This window comes from Weissella sagaensis, assembly GCF_010306265.1.
GTDB lineage: Bacteria > Bacillota > Bacilli > Lactobacillales > Lactobacillaceae > Weissella > Weissella sagaensis.
On sequence record NZ_BLKA01000003.1, the window covers coordinates 140,643 to 165,506 of the forward strand.

General features: G+C 36.8%; 21 protein-coding genes and 1 tRNA gene. 4 read left to right on the forward strand and 18 right to left on the reverse strand.

Annotated features, from left to right (window positions below; all coding sequences use genetic code 11):
• Nucleotides 1-27: 27 nt before the first annotated feature.
• From G7Y65_RS04685 to G7Y65_RS04700, 4 genes are all read right to left on the reverse strand, one after another.
• Nucleotides 28-1,359 (reverse strand): APC family permease, encoded by a 1,332-nt coding sequence (locus tag G7Y65_RS04685; protein WP_137600485.1) that lies wholly within the window; start codon nt 1,357-1,359, stop codon nt 28-30.
• A 266-nt stretch (nt 1,360-1,625) separates the two neighbouring features.
• Nucleotides 1,626-3,053 carry an NADP-dependent phosphogluconate dehydrogenase gene (gnd, locus tag G7Y65_RS04690; protein WP_137600486.1) on the reverse strand — a complete coding sequence of 476 codons (1,428 nt, stop codon included), beginning with the start codon at nt 3,051-3,053 and terminating at the stop codon, nt 1,626-1,628.
• Nucleotides 3,054-3,150: 97 nt separating this feature from the next.
• Nucleotides 3,151-3,465, reverse strand: a complete 315-nt coding sequence (locus tag G7Y65_RS04695; protein ID WP_137600487.1) for a DUF7671 family protein — start codon at nt 3,463-3,465, stop codon at nt 3,151-3,153.
• Between the two features lie 156 nt (nt 3,466-3,621).
• Complete coding sequence (locus G7Y65_RS04700) at nt 3,622-3,759, reverse strand: hypothetical protein (protein ID WP_165206676.1); 138 nt, start codon at nt 3,757-3,759, stop codon at nt 3,622-3,624.
• A gap of 188 nt (nt 3,760-3,947) precedes the next feature.
• Between G7Y65_RS04700 and G7Y65_RS04705 the strand changes: the two genes are divergently transcribed.
• Together G7Y65_RS04705 and G7Y65_RS04710 are read left to right on the forward strand one after the other, a co-directional pair.
• Nucleotides 3,948-4,343 carry a pyridoxamine 5'-phosphate oxidase family protein gene (locus G7Y65_RS04705; RefSeq protein WP_042493013.1) on the forward strand — a complete coding sequence of 132 codons (396 nt, stop codon included), beginning with the start codon at nt 3,948-3,950 and terminating at the stop codon, nt 4,341-4,343.
• A 172-nt stretch (nt 4,344-4,515) separates the two neighbouring features.
• Nucleotides 4,516-5,436 carry a magnesium transporter CorA family protein gene (locus tag G7Y65_RS04710; protein ID WP_042493015.1) on the forward strand — a complete coding sequence of 307 codons (921 nt, stop codon included), beginning with the start codon at nt 4,516-4,518 and terminating at the stop codon, nt 5,434-5,436.
• Between the two features lie 67 nt (nt 5,437-5,503).
• Here G7Y65_RS04710 and G7Y65_RS04715 read toward each other — a convergent pair whose 3' ends face one another.
• The 4 genes from G7Y65_RS04715 to leuS all read right to left on the reverse strand — a co-directional run bounded on the left by G7Y65_RS04715 (nt 5,504) and on the right by leuS (nt 11,781).
• The gene (locus G7Y65_RS04715; protein ID WP_137600488.1) at nt 5,504-6,769 is read right to left on the reverse strand and encodes an aminoacyltransferase; all 1,266 of its coding nucleotides are present in this window, start codon (nt 6,767-6,769) and stop codon (nt 5,504-5,506) included.
• A gap of 340 nt (nt 6,770-7,109) precedes the next feature.
• Nucleotides 7,110-9,101 (reverse strand): putative polysaccharide biosynthesis protein, encoded by a 1,992-nt coding sequence (locus G7Y65_RS04720; protein ID WP_052348407.1) that lies wholly within the window; start codon nt 9,099-9,101, stop codon nt 7,110-7,112.
• 25 nt (nt 9,102-9,126) lie between these two features.
• Nucleotides 9,127-9,199: transfer RNA gene (locus G7Y65_RS04725), tRNA-Arg, on the reverse strand.
• Nucleotides 9,200-9,366: 167 nt separating this feature from the next.
• The gene (gene leuS / locus G7Y65_RS04730; protein WP_042493017.1) at nt 9,367-11,781 is read right to left on the reverse strand and encodes a leucine--tRNA ligase; all 2,415 of its coding nucleotides are present in this window, start codon (nt 11,779-11,781) and stop codon (nt 9,367-9,369) included.
• 157 nt (nt 11,782-11,938) lie between these two features.
• On the opposite strand from leuS, the gene G7Y65_RS04735 reads away from it, so the two are divergent.
• A complete protein-coding gene (locus G7Y65_RS04735) occupies nt 11,939-12,631 on the forward strand; it encodes a phosphatase PAP2 family protein (RefSeq protein ID WP_042493019.1) in 693 nt (230 codons plus the stop codon).
• The gene (locus tag G7Y65_RS04740; RefSeq protein ID WP_042493020.1) at nt 12,591-13,103 is read left to right on the forward strand and encodes an RsmH family class I SAM-dependent methyltransferase; all 513 of its coding nucleotides are present in this window, start codon (nt 12,591-12,593) and stop codon (nt 13,101-13,103) included. Before G7Y65_RS04735 ends, G7Y65_RS04740 begins: the two co-directional genes overlap by 41 nt.
• A gap of 69 nt (nt 13,104-13,172) precedes the next feature.
• Here G7Y65_RS04740 and G7Y65_RS04745 read toward each other — a convergent pair whose 3' ends face one another.
• The 10 genes from G7Y65_RS04745 to G7Y65_RS04790 all read right to left on the reverse strand — a co-directional run bounded on the left by G7Y65_RS04745 (nt 13,173) and on the right by G7Y65_RS04790 (nt 24,849).
• Nucleotides 13,173-14,051, reverse strand: coding sequence for an ROK family protein (locus G7Y65_RS04745; RefSeq protein ID WP_042493022.1), 879 nt, complete (start codon nt 14,049-14,051; stop codon nt 13,173-13,175).
• 24 nt (nt 14,052-14,075) lie between these two features.
• A complete protein-coding gene (locus G7Y65_RS04750; protein WP_042493023.1) occupies nt 14,076-15,497 on the reverse strand; it encodes a glycoside hydrolase family 32 protein in 1,422 nt (473 codons plus the stop codon).
• Between the two features lie 20 nt (nt 15,498-15,517).
• Complete coding sequence (locus G7Y65_RS04755; RefSeq protein ID WP_170999651.1) at nt 15,518-16,780, reverse strand: MFS transporter; 1,263 nt, start codon at nt 16,778-16,780, stop codon at nt 15,518-15,520.
• A gap of 170 nt (nt 16,781-16,950) precedes the next feature.
• Nucleotides 16,951-17,934: a LacI family DNA-binding transcriptional regulator gene (locus tag G7Y65_RS04760; RefSeq protein WP_042493025.1), complete on the reverse strand. Its 984-nt coding sequence runs from the start codon at nt 17,932-17,934 to the stop codon at nt 16,951-16,953.
• Between the two features lie 268 nt (nt 17,935-18,202).
• Entirely contained in the window at nt 18,203-19,579 is a 1,377-nt protein-coding gene (rlmD, locus tag G7Y65_RS04765; RefSeq protein WP_137600494.1) for a 23S rRNA (uracil(1939)-C(5))-methyltransferase RlmD, read from the reverse strand.
• A gap of 380 nt (nt 19,580-19,959) precedes the next feature.
• Entirely contained in the window at nt 19,960-21,147 is a 1,188-nt protein-coding gene (locus tag G7Y65_RS04770) for an MFS transporter (RefSeq protein WP_042493027.1), read from the reverse strand.
• Between the two features lie 218 nt (nt 21,148-21,365).
• On the reverse strand, nt 21,366-21,905 hold the full coding sequence (locus G7Y65_RS04775; RefSeq protein ID WP_042493028.1) for an NADPH-dependent FMN reductase: 540 nt from the start codon (nt 21,903-21,905) through the stop codon (nt 21,366-21,368).
• Nucleotides 21,906-22,061: 156 nt separating this feature from the next.
• Nucleotides 22,062-23,114 carry a 2,3-butanediol dehydrogenase gene (locus G7Y65_RS04780; protein WP_042493029.1) on the reverse strand — a complete coding sequence of 351 codons (1,053 nt, stop codon included), beginning with the start codon at nt 23,112-23,114 and terminating at the stop codon, nt 22,062-22,064.
• A 283-nt stretch (nt 23,115-23,397) separates the two neighbouring features.
• Nucleotides 23,398-23,868 (reverse strand): glutathione peroxidase, encoded by a 471-nt coding sequence (locus G7Y65_RS04785; RefSeq protein ID WP_042493031.1) that lies wholly within the window; start codon nt 23,866-23,868, stop codon nt 23,398-23,400.
• A 144-nt stretch (nt 23,869-24,012) separates the two neighbouring features.
• Entirely contained in the window at nt 24,013-24,849 is an 837-nt protein-coding gene (locus G7Y65_RS04790; protein WP_240006082.1) for a VOC family protein, read from the reverse strand.
• Nucleotides 24,850-24,864: the final 15 nt, after the last annotated feature.

Here is a 24,864-nt window from a genome sequence, read left to right on the forward strand (position 1 = left end):
TTTTAACATTGCTGACAATCATCACAATTAGTGCTGACGCCTATGGTTATAGTAATAAAATACTGGTAATCCAACCGCAACTAATAGCAAAGAAATAACTGCACCAGTGAAATCATTAATAATCGTTGAAAAAATCACAAAAAGAGCACCGAAAATAGCAACTAATGGTGTAACTGGGAACAAAGGTGTCTTAAACAAAGTTTTCTCATCTAATGTTGCATCCGTCTTTTTACGACGCAAGATGAAAACACCAATAAATGCAGCTGTATAAAAAATCCAAATTGTAAAAATAGCAATATCTGACAAACGATCAACACCATTTGTATAAACAATCGCTAAAGCAATTGTCATACCGGCAACAGTCAAAATGGCATTTGTTGGCTCTTGCGTTTTACGTGTTAACTTTGATAAATATTTTGGAAATAAGCCATCCAAAGACATTGCATAGGCCATACGAGGAAATGACATCATTTTTCCATTCAAGGTCCCTAACATTGAAATAATAATGGCAATACTCAAAGCACGTCCACCTAAATCACCAAAAGCCGAGCGCATAACAGCAAATGTTGCATTGTTTTGTAATGCAACGATTTTATCTGATGGTAATGCATGATACACACCAAACGAGACACCTACATAAGCAACTACAATGATACTAACGCCACCAACAAGTGATCGTGGCAAATCGCGGCGAGGATTCTTTAATTCACCAGCAATATTAGCCAATAAAATCCAACCATCATAGGCAAATAATGTTGCCAAAATAGCCATTCCAAATCCACCACCGTGTGTCACAGTATGTGTCACAGTTTGTCCAAGAGCATCAACTTTCCCAAAAAATAGTCCATAAATAATTAAAATTGCAATGGGAATTAATTTAATTGATGTTGTTAATACTTGAAACCCAGCTGCCACACGATTTTCAAATAAGTTGACAGCTGCAATGAAGGCAACATATAAGACAGAAATCCAAGTCGCATATTTTGTTGACACACCTAAAAAGTTAGCTGTTAAAAAGGCAGCATAACCTGCAATTGATGCTATAACTGCTGGTGCATAAATAACGACTTGCATCCACCCTGTTAAAAAGCCAGCAACAGGACCATATAAAGATTCAATATAGCTATACAACCCTCCTGTCTTAGGTAAACGTGCGCCAATTTCTGCAATGGTTAAACCAGCCGCCAGCGTAATAATTCCTCCCGCTAGCCAAGCTAATAACCCTAATGTTGATGAACCAGCTGTTTGTAAAACACCTGCTTGTTTGAAAAAGATTCCAGATCCAATTACCGTCCCCACGACCAACGATAATCCTGACCAAATACCCATCGATCGTTTTAACTCGACATCCTGCGCCATATAATCACTCTCCTAATATAAAAATAAACAAAAAAAGCAGTCACCCAATTTAGTAATTGGGTGACTGCTCGATAAGTACTCACAGTTTAAGCGTTACACAAAACGCCCAATCACTAATTGTGTTGAGTTCAAGCGATTATTATTATTGTTCATAAATACAATCATTTGTTTAACTCTCCTTAATCAATGTACGGGTTTTGCTTAACCAAATAAATATTACCATACTTTATATCGCATAACAACATAAATAAATATGTGTTTTTATTTTATGCTTCGTCATACCATGAATAATGATACATTTCACCAGCTGGCTTATCGACACGTTCATACGTATGGGCGCCAAAATAATCACGTTGTGCTTGGATTAAATTAGCTGGCAATACTGCCGAACGATATGAATCATAGTAAGCCACCGCTGCTGACAATGACGGCACTGGGACACCTGCAGTGGTGGCTAATGCAATCACACGACGGGCTGCAGCTTGGTACGACTCAGCAATTTGTTTAAAGTAAGGTGATAGTAATAAATTGTGTAAATCAGGCGTTTCATCATATGCATCAGTAATGCGTTGCAAGAATTGCGCGCGGATAATTGCACCAGCACGCCACAATTGTGCTAATTCACCAAATGGTAGTGACCAATCGTAGTAATTTGAAGCCATTCGTAATTGATCAAATCCTTGCGCGTATGACATTACTTTACCAAAGTACAATGCCTTACGAATATCTTCAATCGTTGCATTTTGATCACCTTGGAATTCATAATTTGGGCCTGATAATACTTCAGCAGCTGCAACACGATCAGTTTTCAATGCTGAAATATAGCGTGCATAGACAGATTCTGTAATTAATGATTGTGGTGCCCCCACTTCTAAGGCTGATTGTGATGACCACTTACCAGTTCCCTTATTACCAGCACGGTCCAAAATCATATCAACCATTGGGTTACCTGACCCCAAGTCATCATCACGCGTTAGAATATCTGCCGTAATTTCAATCAAGTATGAATCTAATTCACCTGTATTCCATTGCGCAAAAGTATCCGCTAAATGTTGCTTATCTAGTTTAAGAACACGCTTTAAAATATCATATGATTCTGCAATTAGCTGCATATCGCCATATTCAATCCCATTGTGTACCATTTTCACATAATGACCAGCACCATCAGGCCCAATATAAGTAACTGTTGGCTTGCCATCTTCAGGCGCTTTTGCTGCAATTTCTTGCAAAATTGGTTCGACTAAATCATAAGCACCCCGCTGACCACCTGGCATCATTGAAGGACCTTGTAAAGCTCCCAATTCACCACCAGACACTCCCATGCCAATAAAGTTAATCCCTGATTTTTCTAACTTTTTAGAACGACGAATCGTATCTTCAAAGAAAGTGTTACCACCATCCAATAAAATATCACCCTCATTTAGATAAGGTAATAATTCTTCAATGACGGCATCAGTTCCGGCACCTGCCTTAACCATTAGCAGAATACGACGTGGCTTTTGAATTGATGCGACAAAATCTTCAATCGAATAACTAGGGACAAATCCTGAATCAGGATGCTTTGCCACCAAGTCTTCCGTACGCCCAGATGTACGATTATAAAGTGCTACCTTATAGCCACGTGATGCGACATTCAAGGCTAAATTACGTCCCATAACAGCTAGTCCTACAACCCCAAATTCGGCTGTTGCCATATTTAAATCCCCCCTATTTGTTCAAATAAAAATAGTCTATATTCATTATTTTAACCTGAGTCTTATAAAATAGCAGCCCAATATTTGATAATAAAAGTTAACTGGTATAGTTTGTTAATAATTGATTTTTCAACGATTCTGGTCCCATTGTTGTTAGAAAGCGTGCTATTGGATTTAAGTCATGCCGATTTTTAAACGCTAATGGTCTAATTGCAATCAACATCACAATTAAATTATTTTCTGTTAAAAATAATTGACCTGGTTCTAGTAATTTACCTTTAGTATGTTTGCCGATACGCCAACTATGGAACATTACCTGGTCGACTTGCTTTTCTTTTAGTGCGTATTGACCATTATTGGTTTGTTGCATTACAACGCCGATCAATTCTGCTGTCGGATATTTACTTGCCATAGTTTAACCTTCCTATTAATCTTTTGATATTTTATAACTCATTCATCTTCTATTTTACCTATATCTTATAATCACTGCTTTTTTAATAACAAAAAAACCGTACAAATGTATATCTACATCAGTACGGTTTTTGTTTAATCACTAATTAGAATCGGATTACTTTGATTCTAATTCAGCTTTACCCTTGGCCCATTGTTGGATGTTAACAACTTCAGCATGACGAGCCTTCTTTGCTTGGTCATGTGAAACTGGACGACGGCTGGCCCATGAGTTATATGGTGACTTTACTGTCATAGTTTAATTCCTCCATTTTTGTTATCGATAACTTTTAAAGTATACCGATATTTACCAAATTAGTCAACTCCTCATTACCGTTAGATTACATAATTTCTAAATAAGAAATAATCATTTGCTTTCTAGCTTTCGACTCCTTATAATTAGTAAGTGATATAGTCTGAATTTTATGAGGGAGGTCATTTATTATGGCTAAATTAACTGATGACATGAAAAAAATGCTACAAGAACAATTCCCATTTTTAGCAACTGCTGATGAAAACGGTATGCCAAAAGTTGGACCAAAAGGATCATTACACGTGTTAGACGACTCACATTTAGTATATTTCGAGCACACTTTCCATCATGCATACCATAATTTACAACAAAACGGACGAGCTGCTGTTGCCGTTGCTGACAGAGAGGCGCAAAAAGGATTCCGCTTTGAAGGCCAAGCTCACATACATGAAAATGATGATTTAGCTAATGAACTATTGCCTGAAAGTATTTTCGAACGTTTTCCACGCGCTGCTCTGGTTATTATCGATGTAGAGCATATTTTTAAATTAGACAACACATTAGAAGCAGGTACACAAATCGCTTAACCGACTCTTCTATGTTCAACAATCAATAAAATTTATAGTCAAACCAAAGACCGACAAGCTGCTCATATTCAATGAGTTAGTTTGTCGGTCTTTATATATACCATCTATTTGGTTAAAGTATGATAAAATACTCTAAAAATGTATGAATTAATTAAAGAAAAGAGCCACTCCCATGATTAACAAGCAACCATTATCTGCCAACTCTACTTGGTACCAAATCGATGAATTAACTTCCAACGACCGTGCATGGCTAATAAATTCCCAAAATATTCCAAACGAAATAATAAACTATGCTATCGATCCCTATGAAAGTGCACGCATGGAATTTGATGATGACCATCATTATAATCTAATGATTTTTGACGTTGTTACTCCGACATCAAATCGTGCAACAACTGAACCAATTAGCTTTTTATACAACATTGACCAACCTGATTTGTACATATTTACACGTAAAGAAACTGACTATGTTATTAATTACATCACAGAATTCACCAATAAAGCAGATGAAAATTCACAAATCCAACCCATTGATCTTATTCTCAACGTTGCTGAAAAACTGTCTGATGAATTTATGAAAGTAATTTTAAATATCAATCGGAAACGTCTTTCTATTCAAAGTTCAATCAAGTCAACGAAACCTACTCAACCTGCCATTAATCAATTAATGTCCCTACAAACGGACTTAATTTATTTAATTAATTCATTACAAACTGACTATACATTACTAACAACGCTTAAAAATCATGATCATAACAATCTAAATTCTCGGCAAATCGAACGAATTGAAGATGTTGAGGTAGAACTAAAGCAAGCTTTAGATACTAGCAAACTATCTCAAGAAGTTACCAGTAGTGTTGCGAATGCTTTTGATAATGTTGCCAACGCTAATCTAAATTGGACAATGAAATTATTAACTGTGTCATCAATCGTTTTAACCGTCCCCACAATTATCTCTGGCTTCTTTGGTCAAAACGTCATTCTACCATTAACGCGTGTTAACGATGGTTGGATATACACTATCTTGATTACCGTTATTTTTATGGTTATTATCACACTAATTCTATGGCGTTATGGTTTCTTTAAAAAATAAATAAAACAAAAAAATGTAACAAACGTCGTTTAGAACGGCCTTCGTTACATTTTTTTATTTATTCACACTATCCTCGAGCCAAAATTTTCTTTAAGAAGCGATACACGGCATACTTGGTACTGTTAATCGGCTTAATAAATGAACCAACTTTTTCTTCTGCATGACCAGCAAAACCTTGTTTAAATCCTAATACACCATCAGAACCATCAAACACACCAGAAATACCATAAAAATTATAATTTGGAATTTTACGTGCAACTGCCTGTTTAAACGCGTATTCTTGCACAGCATATGGTCCATAAAAATTCTTATATTCATCATACGTTCCTGAATAAAGGTAAATCATTTCATTAGCTGTCGCCAAGAATAAAGCACCTGCAATGACAACAACATCCTTACCAGCTTCTTGTCGTGCAGTCTGTGCTTGCGCAATTCGTTTCTCATGTTGCTTATGTTGATCAGCATATTCAGCGCGTTGTCGTTTTAACTTTTTATAATTTGGTTTCTCAGAAATGCGTGTATCTAAATTAGCCACAACTTCAGCTAAATGATCACGAGCTTGTTGTTGTCCCTTAATATAGGCTGGAAAATCCATTTCAGCAAACACAAAGTACGCATCATCACCATATTCTTCAAAGACAGTTTCATAAAAATCTAAGTCTTTATCGTGATAGTCTAATCGATTAGCCGTATCTTGCGTTAAAGCCTTAAATGCTGGTAATTCATCTTTGACTAAACGATGCACTTTGATACCAAATTGATCTGTTTTCTTCAAATAATATTTACCATCTTTGGCAAACGATGCCCGTAATGCCTTAGAATCACCACCAGCATCTAATACTGGCTGTAGTGATTTCACATATTGCCAAGATGGTGATGAATTAGTCGTCCAGCCTTGGGTTGCTGGCGTATGTGTAAACCCAATTGCTGTTAGTGCATCAATCACAGTACGATTATCTGTACCAATTTGGTCACCGTCATCATTAAATTTACGATAAATTGCATTTGGCATAATTCGTAAAAATAGACCTCGATGTTCCTTGGCAAACGCCATAACACCTGCAACAAATTCTGTAACTAATTCTTGATTACTAAAATCAATCAACATACCACCGTCAATTTGAAAAAGATTTCCCATTTTAACTGGAATCCATCCCAAAACTGCAGCTGCTTGAACTTTATGATCTTCAACTAAACCAACTAATCTTGTTTGCCAGCCACGACGAGCCAACAGGCGAGCTTGTGAGGCTGTTTGTAAATAACTACCATCAGCATGCGTTTGGGCAAATGCTTCAAATTCTGCCGTTGTTAATTCTTCAAATGAACGTGTCATGTTTAACTCTCATCCTTATCTTCATATATGTTATTTTAAATTATACGCTATCTGCCTTAAATTTTGGCAAACAACTCATAAATCTACGTTTTCCACAGTAAATAGTGTTAAAAATTTTAATAAAAAGTGTCCAAACAAGCAATTTGTATTGGTTTTTTACTATTTTTTTATGGCTTCAAACTTAAATTAAAAATAGTCGGTGGAAATCTAACCATCTTTTCCACCTTTTCACGCGAGTTTTCCACAAACAAGCGATCTTTTGCACAAGTTTTTCCACAGTTTAGCATAAAAAAAGTTGGACTCAATATTTGAGTCCAACTTTATCTTAATATTCATCATTTTATTTTTTCAAATGCAACTTATGTGCTAATTTAACAGCACGAGCACCTAAAATTTCTTCACCAACATGCGTTTTTAAGATAGTAATACCATAAATAACGGTCCCGATCGCACCAGCAATTAGCAACAATAATAATTGTGCTGATTTAGTATCTGGCACAAACAAACCTAACGTGTACGTAATTGGCGTGACAACCGCATACATAATCAAGCTCCAAAACAGAATAACCATGAATGTTGCATTAAAGGATGACCAATCAATATGATATAGCGTTGATAGATGATGAATCGCAATAATCATCCCCACCATAAATGCAATGGTTGTTGCAAGCAATGGTCCCATACCTTGTAGCCAGATGGTTAATGGTATTTGCAAAACAAATTTCAAAATGAAAATTAGTACTAACAGTCTAACTGTATAACCCAATCGTCCTAATCCTTGATAAATTGCTAAAACAACCATATATAAACTCAAGAAAATAGCTGAATAACTAGCAAATTGTAAAATTAAAGTACCATTAGTCAAATCAGATGTTTGATAAAACAAAATATAAAGTGGTCGTGCAATTGCCACCATCCCCAAAACTGCCGGCACCATAACAAACGCTAATAATTTAAAAGCAAATTGAATCTGATGGCCAATATTTTCACGATCACCCAGCTCACGTGCTCTTGAAATCATTGGCAACGCTGTTTCAGACATCCCAACTGCTAGCGACACAACTAACATGACCAACTTATTTGAATTAAAAGCAAATTGGGCATACATTGCTTGCATTGCATCATTCGAAACACTAGTAAAGGCACGTATAATTCTAAAGAATGTATACTGATCAAATACTTGGACTAAGGAAATGGCTGACCCTGCAAAGATAACCGGTACTGATTGTCGTGCCATTCTGATTAAAATAGCACGAGCATCAAATTTCTTAACTTGAACACCCTGCTGGCGTTGTTCACTAAAGAAACGACGCCTACGTAAAATGCCAAATAGTAAAATAATAATCGCTGCCAAAGCACCCCAAAAGGCAGCAAACGTTGATTGGACAGTGGCATCAACCCAGTTACCATGATGTCCGACCATAATCCAATACGTCATGGCCAGCATGTACACGACTCGCACTAGTTGTTCAATAAACTGTGACCAAGCCGATAAAGCCATGAATTCAAACCCTTGCACATAGCCTCGCAACATTGATAGAACCGGAATAATCACAACAGCAGCCGATAAAGCTCTGATAACCCGAACGACGTTAGGATCACCTTGTGATAATAACCCTGCTAACAAATACAATGCTGCACCAGAAACAATGCCTAAAATAGCACCTAAATTTAAAGCTTGCCGGAAAATATGCCGAATTGCTTCATACTGACGCGAAGCACTATATTCAGCAACTAATCGTGCCAAAACGTTAGGCAACCCAGCTGTAGCAATCAGCAAAGCTACACTATAAATTTGATAACCTTGTGAAAATAGTGAATTAGCTAAGTTATAGTACACATTACCAATCATTGCAATCCAAGGAATCACATATAATGCACCTAACAGACGTGATGCTAAGCTACCAATTGTCATCCAAGCTGATCCACGTAACATTCGGGATTTTGCATCCTTCTCTGATTCTACTGGTGGTGTCATTGTTTCTTGATTGGTTACTTCTGGTTGTACAGGCGGCGCTGCAACACTGTTTTTAAACACCTTCTCAGTTACTGGTTGTTTAGTCAGGGGCGTTGCTGAATTGCTAGTGACCGTGTCGGGTACTTCATGTACTTTAAACGTTGCAACCCCATTTTTATGCATTTTAACGTTAGCACTATTTACTGTCAGTGGTTTCGTACGCTCTGACGTTGTATTTTCCGGAGAAAGTGCCTCATCATGCCGCTCATCAAAAATTTCATCAACTTTTTTACCATTAATAATTTGATTTAATTCTTCAAACGTAATATCTCGTCGAAATGGTGAATTTGATTGGGGTGTTTTATCGTCCTTCATGCGTGGTCCCCTTCCTAATATTTAATGACGCTACACAGACTCGAACTGTGATCTAAGACTTAGGAGGTCCTTGTTCTATCCTGTTGAACTATAGCGCCAGTATCAACCCAATATATTATTATACACAAGAAATCTCATTGTTTGTAGATGTAATTCACCATATTCAATAATGATAACGTATTTGACCATAAATAACACATAAAAAAATCACTGTGTTCAGACGAATACAGTGATTTCATTTACCTATTACAAATAAATTGTCAAACTAAACAACAAAGTTAACTAGCTTACCAGGTACGGCAATAACTTTCTTTGGTTCAGCACCATCAAGTTGCTTTTGAATAGCTTCTTCGTTAGTAGCAATCGTAATCATTGCTTCACGATCAGCATCAGCAGGAACAGTAACCCGACCACGTAACTTACCATTAACTTGTAAAATTATTTCTATTTCATCAGCTACCAAAGCAGCTTCATCATATGTTGGCCACTTAGCGTACGCAATTGACTCGTCAGCATGTAAGTAGCTCCACAATTCTTCAGTCATGTGTGGCGCAATTGGATTTAACATTTTAATAAATCCTTCAACATATTCAACTGCCAAGTTTTCTTGCTTATAAGCTTCATTGATGAAAATCATCATTTGTGAAACTGCCGTATTAAAACGTAAGTTCTCGTAATCATCAGTTACTTTTTTGACTGTTTCATTGTAGATTTTATCAAGCTTGTGATCATTAACTGTTGTAATGTGATCGCGCAACTTATCTTCATCATCAATAAACAAACGCCAAACGCGATCTAGCCAACGACGTGAACCAGCCAATCCTTCTTCTGACCAAGCAATCGATTGTTCCAAGGGTCCCATGAACATTTCATACAAGCGCAATGTATCTGCACCATATTCATCAACAACATCATCAGGATTAACAACGTTTCCTTTTGACTTTGACATCTTTTCATGGTTTTCACCAAGAATCATTCCTTGATTAGCTAACTTTTGGAATGGTTCCTTCGTATGCACAACGCCTAAGTCGTACAATACCTTGTGCCAGAAACGTGCATATAGCAAATGCAATACCGCATGTTCAGCACCACCGATATACAAATCAACATTTTTCCAGTAAGCTTCTGCTTCTGGTGACACAATTTCTTGATCATTGTGTGGATCCATATAACGTAAGTAGTACCATGATGAACCAGCCCACTGTGGCATCGTGTTCGTTTCACGCTTACCTTTACGGCCATTTTCATCAACAACATTAACCCAATCATCAACATTAACCAATGGTGACTCACCAGTACCAGAAGGCATGATATTGTCAACCTCTGGCAAACGTAATGGTAGTTCTGACTCAGGTACTAATGTTTGTTCGCCATCCTCCCAGTGAATAACAGGAATTGGCTCACCCCAATAACGTTGACGTGAGAAAATCCAATCACGCAAACGGAAGTTAACCTTCTTATGGCCAGCATGATTTTCTTCTAGCCAATCAATCATCTTTGTAATGGCTTCTTCTTTATCCAAACCGTTTAAGAAGCCAGAATTGATGTGTTCACCATTGCCAGTATAAGCCTCTTTTTCAAGATCACCGCCAGCAATAACAGGACGAATTGGCAAGTCGTATTTCTTAGCAAAATCATAATCACGACTGTCGTGAGCAGAAACTGCCATAATAGCACCCGTTCCGTATGATGCTAAGACATAATCACCAATCCAGATTGGTAATGCTTCACCATTAACTGGGTTAATGGCATAAGCCCCTGTGAACACACCAGTTTTATCTTTATTCAAGTCCGTACGCTCTAAATCTGACTTAGAAGCAATTTCAGCCTTCAAAGCTTCAACAGCATCACGTTGTGCATCACTAACAATCGTTTCAACAAGTTGGTGTTCTGGTGATAGGACCAAATATGTTGCACCAAACAACGTATCAGCACGTGTCGTAAAGACTTCAATTTCATCATCAGTATTTTGTACTTTAAAATTAACTGATGCCCCAATTGAACGACCAATCCAGTGACGTTGTTGTTCCTTAATGGCTTCTGGCCAATCTAAATCTTCCAAATCATCAATTAAACGATCTGCATATGCCGTGATTTTCAAAGCCCATTGGCGCATTGGCACACGATAAACTGGATAACCCCCACGTTCAGTTTTACCATCAATGATTTCCTCATTGGCAACCACTGTTCCACCGTTATAATCAGGGGCCCAGTTAACCATGATTTCATCTTCGTAAGCTAACCCTTTTTTATATAATTGTTCAAAAATCCATTGTGTCCACTTATAATACTTTGGATCCGTTGTGTTAACTTCGCGTGACCAATCATAAGACAACCCCAATGATTTCATTTGGTGACGGAAAGTCTTAACGTTTTTAGCCGTTACCGTTTTTGGATCTTCACCAGTTTTAATGGCGTATTCTTCAGTTGGTAACCCAAAAGCATCAAATCCCATTGGATGTAAAACATTATAGCCTTGCATCCGCTTCATACGTGATACAATGTCCGTCGCCGTATAACCTTCTGGATGACCAACATGCAAGCCTTGACCAGATGGAAATGGAAACATGTCCATTGCAAAAAACTTTTCTTTATCAGTTGCATTTGTTGTTTTAAATGTCTGATTTTCATCCCAAAAATGTTGCCATTTTTTCTCTACTAATTTGTGTTGATATGCCATGATTGATAACCTCACTTTAATAGTCTTACTTTATCAAAAAAAGACCGAGCTTTCAATATTCATAAAGGATTCGTCAAATTAATTCTTATTAATATTTTTAAGACATTTTGTGCTAAACTAATAAAATGAGAAATAAATAAGAAGGAGGTCGCAACAAGTGCACTTACGTAAATTTGATTATTTCCAATTAGCCGTTGCTTTAGGTGGTTTAGCAATCTTTATTATCATGGCATTGGGTTATGTCTACAATCTTGGTTACATTGGCATAATCGATCACTTTGGTTTCCGTTATATTCGTGAACCATTAACCCCTGAAAGATCCTGGTTTTTCCGCAACATTACACGTGCTGGTAACACAAAATGGACTGCTCTCGTCATGGCTATCACCGCCATCATTGCATTATTGATTCGCAAATGGGATGTTGCTGTATTTATGGTTGTCAACGTTGGTGTCTTTGGTGGTGGCGTTATGAGTGTGTTTAAGCATATTTTCAAACGGCCACGCCCCGACATTTATCATGTTATTGAGCAATCAGGTTATTCATTTCCTTCAGGGCATGCGTTAAATGCCATTTTGCTCTATGGTTCATTAATTGTTTTAGTTCATTATTATTTAAAATCTGAAGATAATATTCGCTATGCTTTTATGACTTTGTTTGCGGCTTTAATTATTGCCATTCCTGTTAGTCGTGTCTATTTGGGCGTACACTACTTGTCAGATGTTTTGGCCGGTTTTGGCTTGGGCGTCTTCCTATTAATCATGTCTAAGGAAATTATTTTTAAATATCGTACACGAGAGGTTTTCGAAAATGCGCAAAATTCAAAATCTAGTTCAAATATCACTAAATGAATACCTAAACCCTGGTGACCTCGCGATTGATGCCACTATTCATCATGGGGACATCACTCGTTTTTTAGCTAGTCGTATTGGTGATACTGGCAAACTTTTGGCTTTTTCAGAAAAAAAAGATGAAATCGATGATGTTGCTGCCTCACTATTCTTAAGTGGTCTGAACGACCGAGTTGATTTAATTAATAAAGATTTTTCAAATATTATTAACTACCTAGAACCAACACAGCCCATTGGTGCTGCCATGTTTCAAGTAGATTCCAAAATGGATTTAGCTGCTGTGCAAAATGCTGCTAAGGCCATTTTAATGTTTTTAAAAACAGATGGTTTATTATGTTTGCTAAGTGACGATGCGCAATTGCTAAACACCAGCAAAGCCTACTTTGCAAAACTACCCGCCAATTCTTATAGCGTCTCTTACTATGAAGACCTATTAACTACCGAAAGTGCCCTCGTCATTCAACGGCACTAAAAAAGTCATTGCTTATCTAACTAGTGTGGTCAACATCGTTAGTAAGCAATGACTTTTTGTTTTATCAATTTATTCGATTAACAATGATTTAGCTAAGTAAAAGCATCCTAAGATTCCCGCATTGTCCCCATGTTCAACAGGTACAATATAACGTTCTAAATCATCAACTGGCAAATAATCCGCTAATTGTCGTGCAAATGATTGACGAACCATTGGCAACAAGATTCGACGATGTGGTACACCACCACCAAATACAATCCTATCTGGTCTTAAAATAGTCGTATAAGTTACCAAAGCCTGTGCTAAATAATCTGCTTCAATTTCCCAAGCTACATGATCATCAGGTAAAGACTTAGCTGATTCTTGCCAGCGCTCTTCAATGGCTGGTCCTGAAGCTAATCCTTCTAAACATGTATCGCCATGAAAGGGGCAATGACCGACATATTGGTCTTTAGGATGTTTGCGCATCATAATATGACCAGCCTCAGGATGTGAATGCCCACTTAGTAATTGACCATGTTGAATGATTCCTGCCCCAATACCGGTACCGACCGTTAGATAAACCACATTTTCAACATCTTTTGCGGCGCCGGAAACATACTCTGACCAACCGGCACCATTCACATCTGTCGTCCAATAGTAAGGTATGTCACGCCATGCTTTCATAGCTCCCAAAAAATCATAACCCGACCAACCTCTTTTGGGTGTATCCAAGACATACCCATATGTCCGACTGTGTGGATTAATATCAATTGGACCAAACGCAGCAACACCAATCGCAGCAATATCATCGAATTGATCAAAGAATGTCGTAACTTGCTTAATTGTTGCCGATCCATCTAACGTCGGGAAACTTTCACGTGCAATAACTGTATCTGGATCACTTACATCAGCTACTGCAACAACAAACTTTGTTCCGCCTGCTTCAATTGCTCCTAAAAGTGACATTTTATTTCTCCTATTTTAGTTATGTTAATATTTAACAGCATCTTTCTCTAACTCATACGTGGTCACTTGCACATCATCAAAGTTTATTCTATCTAGGATGATATTTGGATGAATCTCACTATAATACCGTTCTGTAAATACTGTTTCACCATCATTAATAAAAATTTCTGCTGAACTACGATCAATCAATAATTGTAACTTTATTATTGCTGATTCGTTAACGTAAGCTATTCGTTTGTCTATGCGATCAGATCTTGAAATCGTTACCTTATTTTCTTGATGCGCAAATTGTAAGGCTAAGGCCGCATCATCAGCCGCCATAAACGTTATCGTAAAATCTTCATCTGCCTTTAATTGCATTTGAATTTCGTGACTATCAGCATCTGATAGCAATAATTGCGTTGTTGAACCTGATACAAATGATATTTTATTTTTAGTCTGCTTAATCCTTAACTGATCTAGTTCGGCAACCGGTTGCATATAAACATGATTGTCCTTGAGCGTTAATTCACGGGGAAAAGTTAATGCTCCTGCCCAGCCATCTTTTTTCTCAGGCATTTCACTTTCCCACATGGCCATCCAACCAAACATAATGCGTCGACCGTCTGGTGCTAACATGGTCTGGCTAGCATAAAAATCATGACCATGATCAATTTCAACAAACCCACTTCTTTCAAAGTTTGCTGTCGCCACATCCAATTTACCAATCATATATCCTGTTTGATGTAGATTTAAATACTTTTCATGATCAGGTTGCATACCTTGTGGTGACATCAACAAAACATCTTGGTCAGCAAGTGAAAAGATATCTGGACACTCCCACATATAACCTTCTGTAGCGACTGATTGCGATTGCGCGATTGTACCTTCATAATGCCAACTCAACAAATCTTTTGATGAATAAAGCAATACGCGCCCTACTTTTGAATCTAGCGTTTGCCCACCAAGAATTACATAATAAGTGTCGTCGCTTTGCCAAAGTTTTGGATCACGGAAATTAGCTGTATTATCACGGGGTGGCGTTGAAATAACTGGATTATTTGCATATTTTTCAAAATTAAGTCCATCTTCGCTAACAGCAATATTTTGATCCTCATAGAAGTCATCATCATCACCACTATCGCCAAAATGATGTCCTGTGTACATCAAATACAATTTATCATCTTTAACAAGCGCACTTCCTGAAAAAATACCGTTCTTAGAAATTGGTTTTTCCGGTGATAATGCAATTGGCAATGATTCCCAATGAACAAGATCTAAACTACGGGCATGCCCCCAATGCATTGGTCCCCATTCTGCACTGTACGGATGGTATTGATAGAAAATATGATAATACCCTTTAAAATAAACAAAACCGTTTGGATCATTAATCCAACCTGATGGTGCTGTCACATGAAAATTAGGACGATAACGTGGATTAGTTACTTGTATTAATTTTTCAGTCATTATGTCAAATTCCTTTCTTCTTAAGCAGCTGGCTTAACTAATGGCTCACCATTTACATCTTGATCATCTCTTTTAATCATAAAGAATGCATAAACACCGGCAATGGCCACAATAACCGTAATGATATGGAAAGTTGTTGCGTAGCCTGAGTTATCTCGTAACATTCCTAATGGTGTTGAAAGAACAACTTGACCTAATTGAGCCGCAACCTGAAAACCAATCATATATAAAGTAGCTGATAACTTGGTTTCAAAATGTAATGTGAAATATCTAAAAATCGATAAAATAAAGAGTGGTGTTTCAAAAGAATGTAGCATTTTAACAAATGAAATCGCAACTGGATTATCAATAAATCCGCATAGGCCGATACGAATTGCCATAATTGTGATTCCTAGTAATAGCGTGTTACGTACGCCAATCTTATTCATAATAATGGGGACAATTCCCATCATAATAGCTTCTACAAAAACTTGGATTGAATTTAAATTACCATACATTTGTTGTCCTTGAGCAACTGACCCAAACAAACCTGCATAAAAGCTTGGGAACATTTGTTGATCAAACACTGTATAAAATGTCCATGTAAAAAAGATTAGAATAATAACAATCCAAAGATCACGTAACTTCAATAAGGAAAACATTTCCTTAACACTAGGTACTGACGTTTGTGTTGCTTGGTTGCTACGCTTTTTTTCTTCTCGCTCTGCTTTAGGCACCCAAAGACAAACATTTAACAGTAATAGCACACCAAAAATTGAACCAATCCAAAAATTTAAATCAGGATTAATAACAAATAAATGTCCTGCCAATAGTGCTACCACTGCGTAACCAAATGATCCCCAAGCACGTGCTTGACCGTATTCAAACTTAAATACCCGACTAAATCGCTCTATTAAAGCTTCATAGATACCCGTAGTTGCTAAAAAGCCTGCTGACAAGAAAATTGAACCCACTACCAACCCAATTGTAAAATTACTATTCAACATGGGTTCATATGCGTAAATAAAAAATGGCCCTACTAGCGCTGCACAGATACCACTAAATATTAGCAAATGTCTTTTAATTCCCAATTTATCTTGTAATGCCCCATAAAAGAACATCAAAATTAATGTCACTAATGAATTAGCAGAATAAATTGTCCCCACAGCACTACCGTTTAAATTCAAACCACTTTTAGATGTTAACCATAATTGAAAAAATGACCACCAAATCCCCCAGGATGCAAAGTACAAAAACATTGTTACCGAACTTTGAAGATAAGATTCATTTTTAAAAGCTTTCATATATTTTGACACAAGATAGTCCCCCTTCGAATAAACAAAAAATCGTGTCATGTAACTAAAACAAAAATGTAATCGCTTTCACAATTGATATTATAAACCGGGTTTCTGGAGTATGTCAACCGGTTGATATAAAGCGACAAAAAAAAAACCAGTTACCTGGTCTCTCAAAACTATCTGTTACTTGTTTCCCCTTCCCACAAATCGACAGGTAGTATATATTCCAATTCCGTCTTCGTTCCCGAAATCCGTTTTAATAAAACATCAACGGCTACTTTAGCCATTTCTTCAATTGGCTGAACAATTGTCGTTAATTCAGGCACCATATTTCTCATGAGTTCAGTACCATCATATCCGACAACCAATAAATCAGCAGGAATATTTTGGCCACGTTCCTTTGCAATTGACATCACAATGCCTGCATCGACATCATTTGAAACAAATATCGCTTCCATATCTGGATATATCTCAAATAGTTCATTATAACGTTGCTTTTTCTCAGCAAACGATAACCTAAAATCAATTGTGAAAGTATGTGGCTCTAATCCATAATCGGTCATGACCTTTTCATAAGCAGTACGCCGTCGCTGTGCTGGTGTTTCTAACGAACTTGGTCCATTTGTATGAATAATACGTGTAACACCAGCATTAATTAGTCGTTGTGTTGCTAAAATACCACCTTTATAATTATCAGATTCAACAATTGGAATATCACTATTCATAACACGATCAATTGCCACAACTGGTAGATGACTATATTTATACTCAGCAATCCCCTGATTATGTGTTCCCACAATTAAACCGTCTACTTGTCCTGCTAATAATTGATTTAAATAATCCGTTTCTTTATGTGTATCCTGCAATGAATTACCAATAATTACTTTAAAATCTCGTTGATATAATTCATACTCTAAATAATTTACTAACTCACCAAAAAAAGGATTTGACACAGTTGGGAAAATAAGCCCAATCAATCCCGTCTTTTGCTTAAACAATTGCCGTGCGGCTGCATTTGGTTGATAATTTAATGTTTCCATTGCATCATGTACTTTTTCAAGCGTTTTCTCACTTAAATAGCCACGATTATTAAGCACACGAGAGGCTGTTGTTTTTGATACACCCGCTAATTTTGCGACATCTTCTAACTTAGGTTTCATTATACTAACCGTGCTTACCTTTCAAAAATTATCTTGTATAAGCTTATTATATCAAAGCTCACCAGTCATACGCTTTGATTTTGACCATCTAGATTCTCCAAAAATGCATGCTCTATTAGAAATCAAATAATCATTTTCATCAATAAGCCTTAACAATTTTTATTAATTATATAACAGAAAAACCGTCAGACTAACAACATTGCGCTGTCGCTTGACGGTACTCAAACATATTCAAAATCGACTTTTATTGTGCTTTGGCTTGCGCCGCTTAATTGTTAGGTTCAAAAACCGTTACCACTTCAACATGGGCTGTTTGTGGGAATTGATCTAATGGTTGCACATCCCCTTTGATGTGGAATCCCTTTTCAATCAAATACTTGGCATCACGCGCCATGGTTTCTGGATTACATGACACATAAACAAAGCGCTTAGGTCGAATTTCTGTTACTGCATCCAATAATTCATTTGTTAACCCACGGCGCGGTGGATCAACGAAAATAACATCCGCTTTAATTCCTGATTGTTGCCATTTACGCATTTGTTCTGGCGCATCTGCTGTAATAAAGCTGGCATTTTCTACATGATTATTCGCAACATTTTTTTGTGCATCAATAACAGCACGCTCAATTACCTCAACACCCAACACTTGTTTAACTTGATTAGCAACTGTTAACCCAATTGTACCTATACCAGAATAGGCATCAATGACCGTGTCTGTTAACTTTAATTCAGCTTTTTTAGCAGCTAATGCATATAACACTTCTGTTGTTTGTGGATTAACTTGATAAAATGAATTAGGACCAATTTCAAATTCAATTCCTAACAAAGTATCATGAATAACATCTTCTCCCCATAGCGTTCGGTTATTACCAGACATCAACAAATGTAATGAACGCGGGTTATGATTTAAGACAACACTATGAATACCAGGAACAACGGCAACAATTTCTTGTGCGATTATTGCTTCATCCTTAATTGTCGCAGTTTGAGAAACCAAAACAACCATTAATTCATGACTATAATAACCACGACGCACCATAATATAGCGCATTGCCCCTTGTTGGGTATCATCATCAAACACCGTTACTTGGTGTTGATTTAAGATATTACGTACTGTGGCAATTGTCTGATCAATAACTGGATCGTTGACATAATAGTCCGTTAACGGCAAAATTTCTCCAGGTGTCCGTCGCTTAATGAAACCCGTTACTAATTTTTCACCATCATATTTAATCGGTACGACTGTTTTATTACGATATTGAATAGGATGTGCCATACCAATAGTTGGTGCAATGGTTGCTGCTATCCCTGCTGTTTCGTAAATTTTTTTAACTTGCGCCTGCTTTAACTTTAATTGGGCCTCATAACGTAAGTTTACATAGGGTGCAATCCCTACATCCAACAAGTAATCTTTGCCCATTTCAACACGATCTGGTGACGGGTCAATAATACCCACAACTTCAGCACGCGCAAATTTACGATTTACCTGGGTAATTTCAAACTTAACAGTCTCGTCTGTAAATGCATTTGCCATGCGAATCGGATAATCATTCAACATAACAACACCGAATCCATTATAGAGCACTTCGACGACTTTTCCTGTTAGTATTTGCCCTAATCGTACAGGCATGATTGTATGACTCATATTATCTCTCTCATTATCTTTAGCATTACTGTCTTTCATTATACTAGTTTATCAATATCAGGCAATCATTCTACTTAATGCCTTAATTAATCGACTTCTATTTAACTCACACGATTGTTATATTAGCCAAATCATGCTCGACAAAGTCGATACCCATACCAATCAGCCATGAATTGCTACAATTATTTTGATTTCGCCTTTACTAAGGCGATAGCTAATTTTATCTATTGCAAGTATTGTTTTAACCAGCGTACCCCTTATTTTATGGCACATTTTGAGTACAAACGTACCCTTAAAAAAAGAGTAACAATCTAACCATTAACCTGGTAGCTTGCTACTCTCAAGACGTATATTAAATCAACTAATCTAACTAAACTAGACTATTCAAAAATCGTTTTATCACGTTCAGAAAACCACATTAAAATAATAAATACAACAATTGCAATAGCCATCACAGCTGTTTGCAAAATCCAGTTATTAAGTTGCGCATATAAAACACCATAAGCCCAAGGTGCACCTGCTGCAATGAGATAGCCACCCGTTTGTGCCATTCCTGATAACGCTGAACTCTCATTTGCGTTACGTGTCCGAATAGCATAAGAGGTTACCATATAGACAAACACAGCAGTTCCACCAATACCAATAAAGGCAGTGACAATTAACCACCAGACAAGACCAGCATGTTGATTAAACATCATTAGGATGGCAAGTAACCATAGACCCGTAGCACCTGTCATCAATGTCCGTCGTCCTTTATATGACGAGCGTTCCAAAAAACTAGGCACCCACATTGATACTGGAATTCCAATTAATGATAGGACACCAATTACCCAACCTGATTGTATGGCTGTTACACCTGTTCGTTGTGCAATCGTCGGTACCCATGCAATCGACGTGTAAAAAACTGCCGATTGAATCCCTGCCATCACTAGTAATGACCAGGCATACTTATTACGCCAAGGATTAATTTTTCTCGTTGTCGTATGTGTTGTTTGTGTTACTGCCTTATCTAACTCCGGGTCAGTATTAACTAACATATGCGCTATCCAAGTCACCACTACTAGTAAAACAATGACTGTGATAAAGACAACTAGCATTTGCCAACTAAATGTTTTGGTAATTGGCACTGCGATAATTTGAAATACTGCTGTCATTAACGTCATGGTTGTACTGTACAGTGATGTATAAACGCCTATTTTGTTAGGTGTAAATTTCACTAATGTTGCTGGTAATAACACGTTAATAAAGGCGATACCAATTCCAACTAAAATTGTGCCAATAAATAACATTGGTGCGCTCACAATACGGGCAATTGATCCAACCAAGACAAACAACAAAGCAGCTAATAATGTTTTTTCAATCCCAAAACGTTTTGTAAAAAATGTTGTTGTTGGCGAAACAACTGCAAATGTTAACAAAGGTAGTGTCGTTAATATACCTAGTTGAGATACTGGCAAGCCAAATGTATTAGCCACATTATCAATAACTACGGGAATTGTTGTAAACGTTGACCGCATTACCACACCAAGCAAAACAATGCTTAAAATAAATAACCATCTTTTCTTCATATAATACCTCTGTTTTCTATCAAATAAAATTTTAAAAGTCCGTTAAAAACTATACCGTCTTATTTTATAGCTGTCAAAAATAAATTTTACATTAGTTTTTAATGCATTTGTTATATGAAAAAATAATTACTTAACTAATAAACAAAAAATAGCAAACCACCAGTGTGTTAGTGGTTTGCTATTTAGATAATTAAATCAATGACTATTGATTTAATTTATTAGTTCTTTGCAAATTCTGCAAATTGACCAGCTACGTTAGCCAAAAATTCTTTTGTGCCTTCGTTAGTGATCTTACCATTTTCATCAGCTAGTTCAGCAGTGTTACCAATGAACAATTCTGGTTGGTGCATAATCTTCATGTCTAAGAAGTCCAATGAGTTACGCAAAACATGGTGTGCTGCAACACCAGCAATACCAGAAATTGATTGTGAAGCTGGCAATACTGGCTTACCTGCCCAAACACTTTGTCCCCAAGGACGTGAAGCAACATCCAAAGCATTCTTCAAAGCAGCTGGCACACTACGATTGTGCTCTGGCGTTACAATAATAAATGCATCTTGTGCCTTAACAGCATCACGGAATTCAGTATATTCTACTGGTGAAGCTTCATCATAATCTTGGTTATACAAAGGAAGCTTTGCAATATCCAAATAAGTAACTTCTGCATCTGCTGGTAAACCAGCAACCAATGCTTCTGCTACACCCAATGAGTATGAGTTCTTACGAGTTGATCCAACAATTACACCATATTTTGCCATGATATTTCTCCTTAAAATTAATCATTATGTACAACGTTTTCGTCGTTAATACTAACTTAACTTACTTTTACAAAGTTGTAAACACTTATTTTAAATAAGCAAAATAAAAACACACATATTATATGAAATACATGTGTTTTAGATATTATATTTAGTTTAATCTTCTTTAGTTAAATCAATCAAAATCTTCGCTTGTGACTTATCAGTTGATAGGCGATCAAATCCTTTTTCAACCACGTCATCCAAGTCAATCATATCCGTAATAACAGGTTCAACATTAATTTGTCCTGAACTTACCAAATCAACAGTTTGTTGGAATGTTTCACGTGAATATGCAATCGTTGATGTTAACTTAACACCAGCATTCATCAATTGCATTGGATCAAATGAAATTGGGTGGGCAAAGATTGAAACAATAACAGCTGTTCCGCGAGCCTTAGTTACTGAAATAGCTTGCTCAAAAGTTGGTTGTACTCCTGCAACTTCAAAGGATACATCTGCACCACCACCTAAAATTTCACGAACTTTTGCTACAGGGTCCGCAAAATCAGCTGGATTCACAACATCAGTTGCGCCCATTGTGAGTGCCTTTTCCAAACGAACAGCTGATAAATCAACTGCAACAATCTTAGTTGCACCAGCTGCTTTGGCTGCAGCTGCTACCAAAACACCGATTGGACCAGCACCAAAAATAGCAACCTTTTGACCAAACTTTAAGCCACCTTCTTTAACAGCTTGAACTGCAACAGCTGTTGGTTCAATCGTTGCTGCTAACTTCAATGAGAAATCAGCTGGCAAAGCATACAAATTAGTTTCTGGTACATTAACATGTGCTGCAAAACCACCATCACAACTTAGTCCAATAAAACTATAACCATCATACACATCAACATCATCAGGTGATTGTGCATGTGTAACAGTTGGATTTACTGATACATGATCACCAACTTTATAATTCTTAACATCCTTACCAACAGATTCAATAACTCCTGAGAACTCGTGACCCATTGTTAATGGTGCTTGTCCACCCGTTAACTCATCCACCTTATCAACTGGAATAAAAACAGGTCCTTCTAAGTACTCATGCAAATCACTACCACAAATTCCCGCATAGGCAACGCGAACAACGACTTCATTATCTTGCGCTGGCTTTAAATCTACATCTTCTACGCGAATATCTTTTACACCATGCCAAACTGCTGCCTTCATGTTAATACCCCCAAATAATACGAGTAACTAGAAATTATATATAATTACAATCAATTTATATTTCATAAACTTATCTATCAACAATTACATTTTATCGCTCTCAATATCCATAATCAACTAAGGCATTACTCCTATACGAAACAACAAAATTCCCAAATACGGGAATCTTTATTAATTCAATCATTTTTGTGATTTTTTTAACAAAAAAGTGGTTATATAGACTTGAAAACCTATATAACCACCGTTGTAGATTGTTTTATTTTACACAAATCAACATGTTTGCTTAGTCTTTCAACGCTGCTAACACATCATCCGTCATTTTTTCAGGTGTCGTAATTGGTGCGTAACGATGAATTAATTTACCATCACGCCCAACCAAAAACTTTGTATAATTCCACTTAATAGCACCATTACCAGATTGTTCTTTTAAATATGTAAACAATTCATCTTCATCTTGACCATTAACCATAACACGTTTTGTCATTGGAAAAGTGACACCATAGTGCATTTGGCAAAATTCGTTAGTTTCTCCATCACTATCAAGTTCTTGCTTAAATTGATTAGATGGCAATCCCAAAACAACTAGCCCTTCATCTTTGTGTTCTTTGTATAAAGCTTCTAATCCTTCAAGCTGAGGGGCTAGGCCACACTTACTTGCAGTATTGACGATAATAACGACCTTGCCTTCATAATCTTTTAAATTAATTGGCTTTCCATTCATTTCTGTTTCAGTAAAATCATAAATTGTTGTCATTATTTGTATCCTTCTTTCTAAAAGAACGTTGTTCATTAAAATTAATTATAACAATCATTATCTTATTGGAAGCGTAACATAGTCATCAGCTACCTGTCTAACAAATCGTATTAGTGATAAGTGTTAATAACTAAGCACGCTATCTTAGTCATGCATAATCAATAAAGTCGTCCCCATAGGGTCTATAACCTTAATTTGTTTATCATTATTCACACTAACAGTCACCTCTTCTGATTGTGCGCGTTGTGCCAATAAATCAAAATACGCTTGGTCAACAACCACACGCCAATCAATTAATCCTGCTTCATCCAAATGACGTAAATCACTGTTTTCACTCTGCCATAAGTTAACCGCATGATGGTGATGATAATGATTATTTGAATAAAAATGCGCTGAAGTTGAAACATTTGACACTAAGTCCATTTGTAAAAATTTTAAGAAAAACTTGTCAGCATCAACTAAATGACTCCCCATAAAATGCAAATGTCCAATTTTTATACCGGTTGGAAAGCCTGTCCAATCATGTTGCTTTTGTGCTAATAGCTTATCGCCATCAACTTCATTTGTGCCCATTGTGACAAAGCCATCTTGCCATTTCCAATTCTGTGCATCCCGGTCATGATATAATTCGATACCATTCCCTTCAAAGTCATTAATGTAGATTGCTTCACTGACGTCATGATCACCAGCTCCCACTGGAATCTGTAAGGTTAATAGACGATGCAAAATGGATGCTAACTCGGCAGCATTTGGAAAAAGCAATGCCATATGATATAAACCAGTTTGTGCCACCGTTTGTGGTTTTCCACCTAGTAACATCGTTAAAAATGGTGCTTCACCTGCATGAAATGCATAATTAATTTGCGTTTCGTCTGATGCAACATCCACTAATCCCAAAACTTTTTCATAAAAGACCCGAGTCCGTTTTTCATCAACTACGCGTATTGTTAAATGTTGAATATCATATCGTGCTGTTTTCATTTTCACCAATTGACT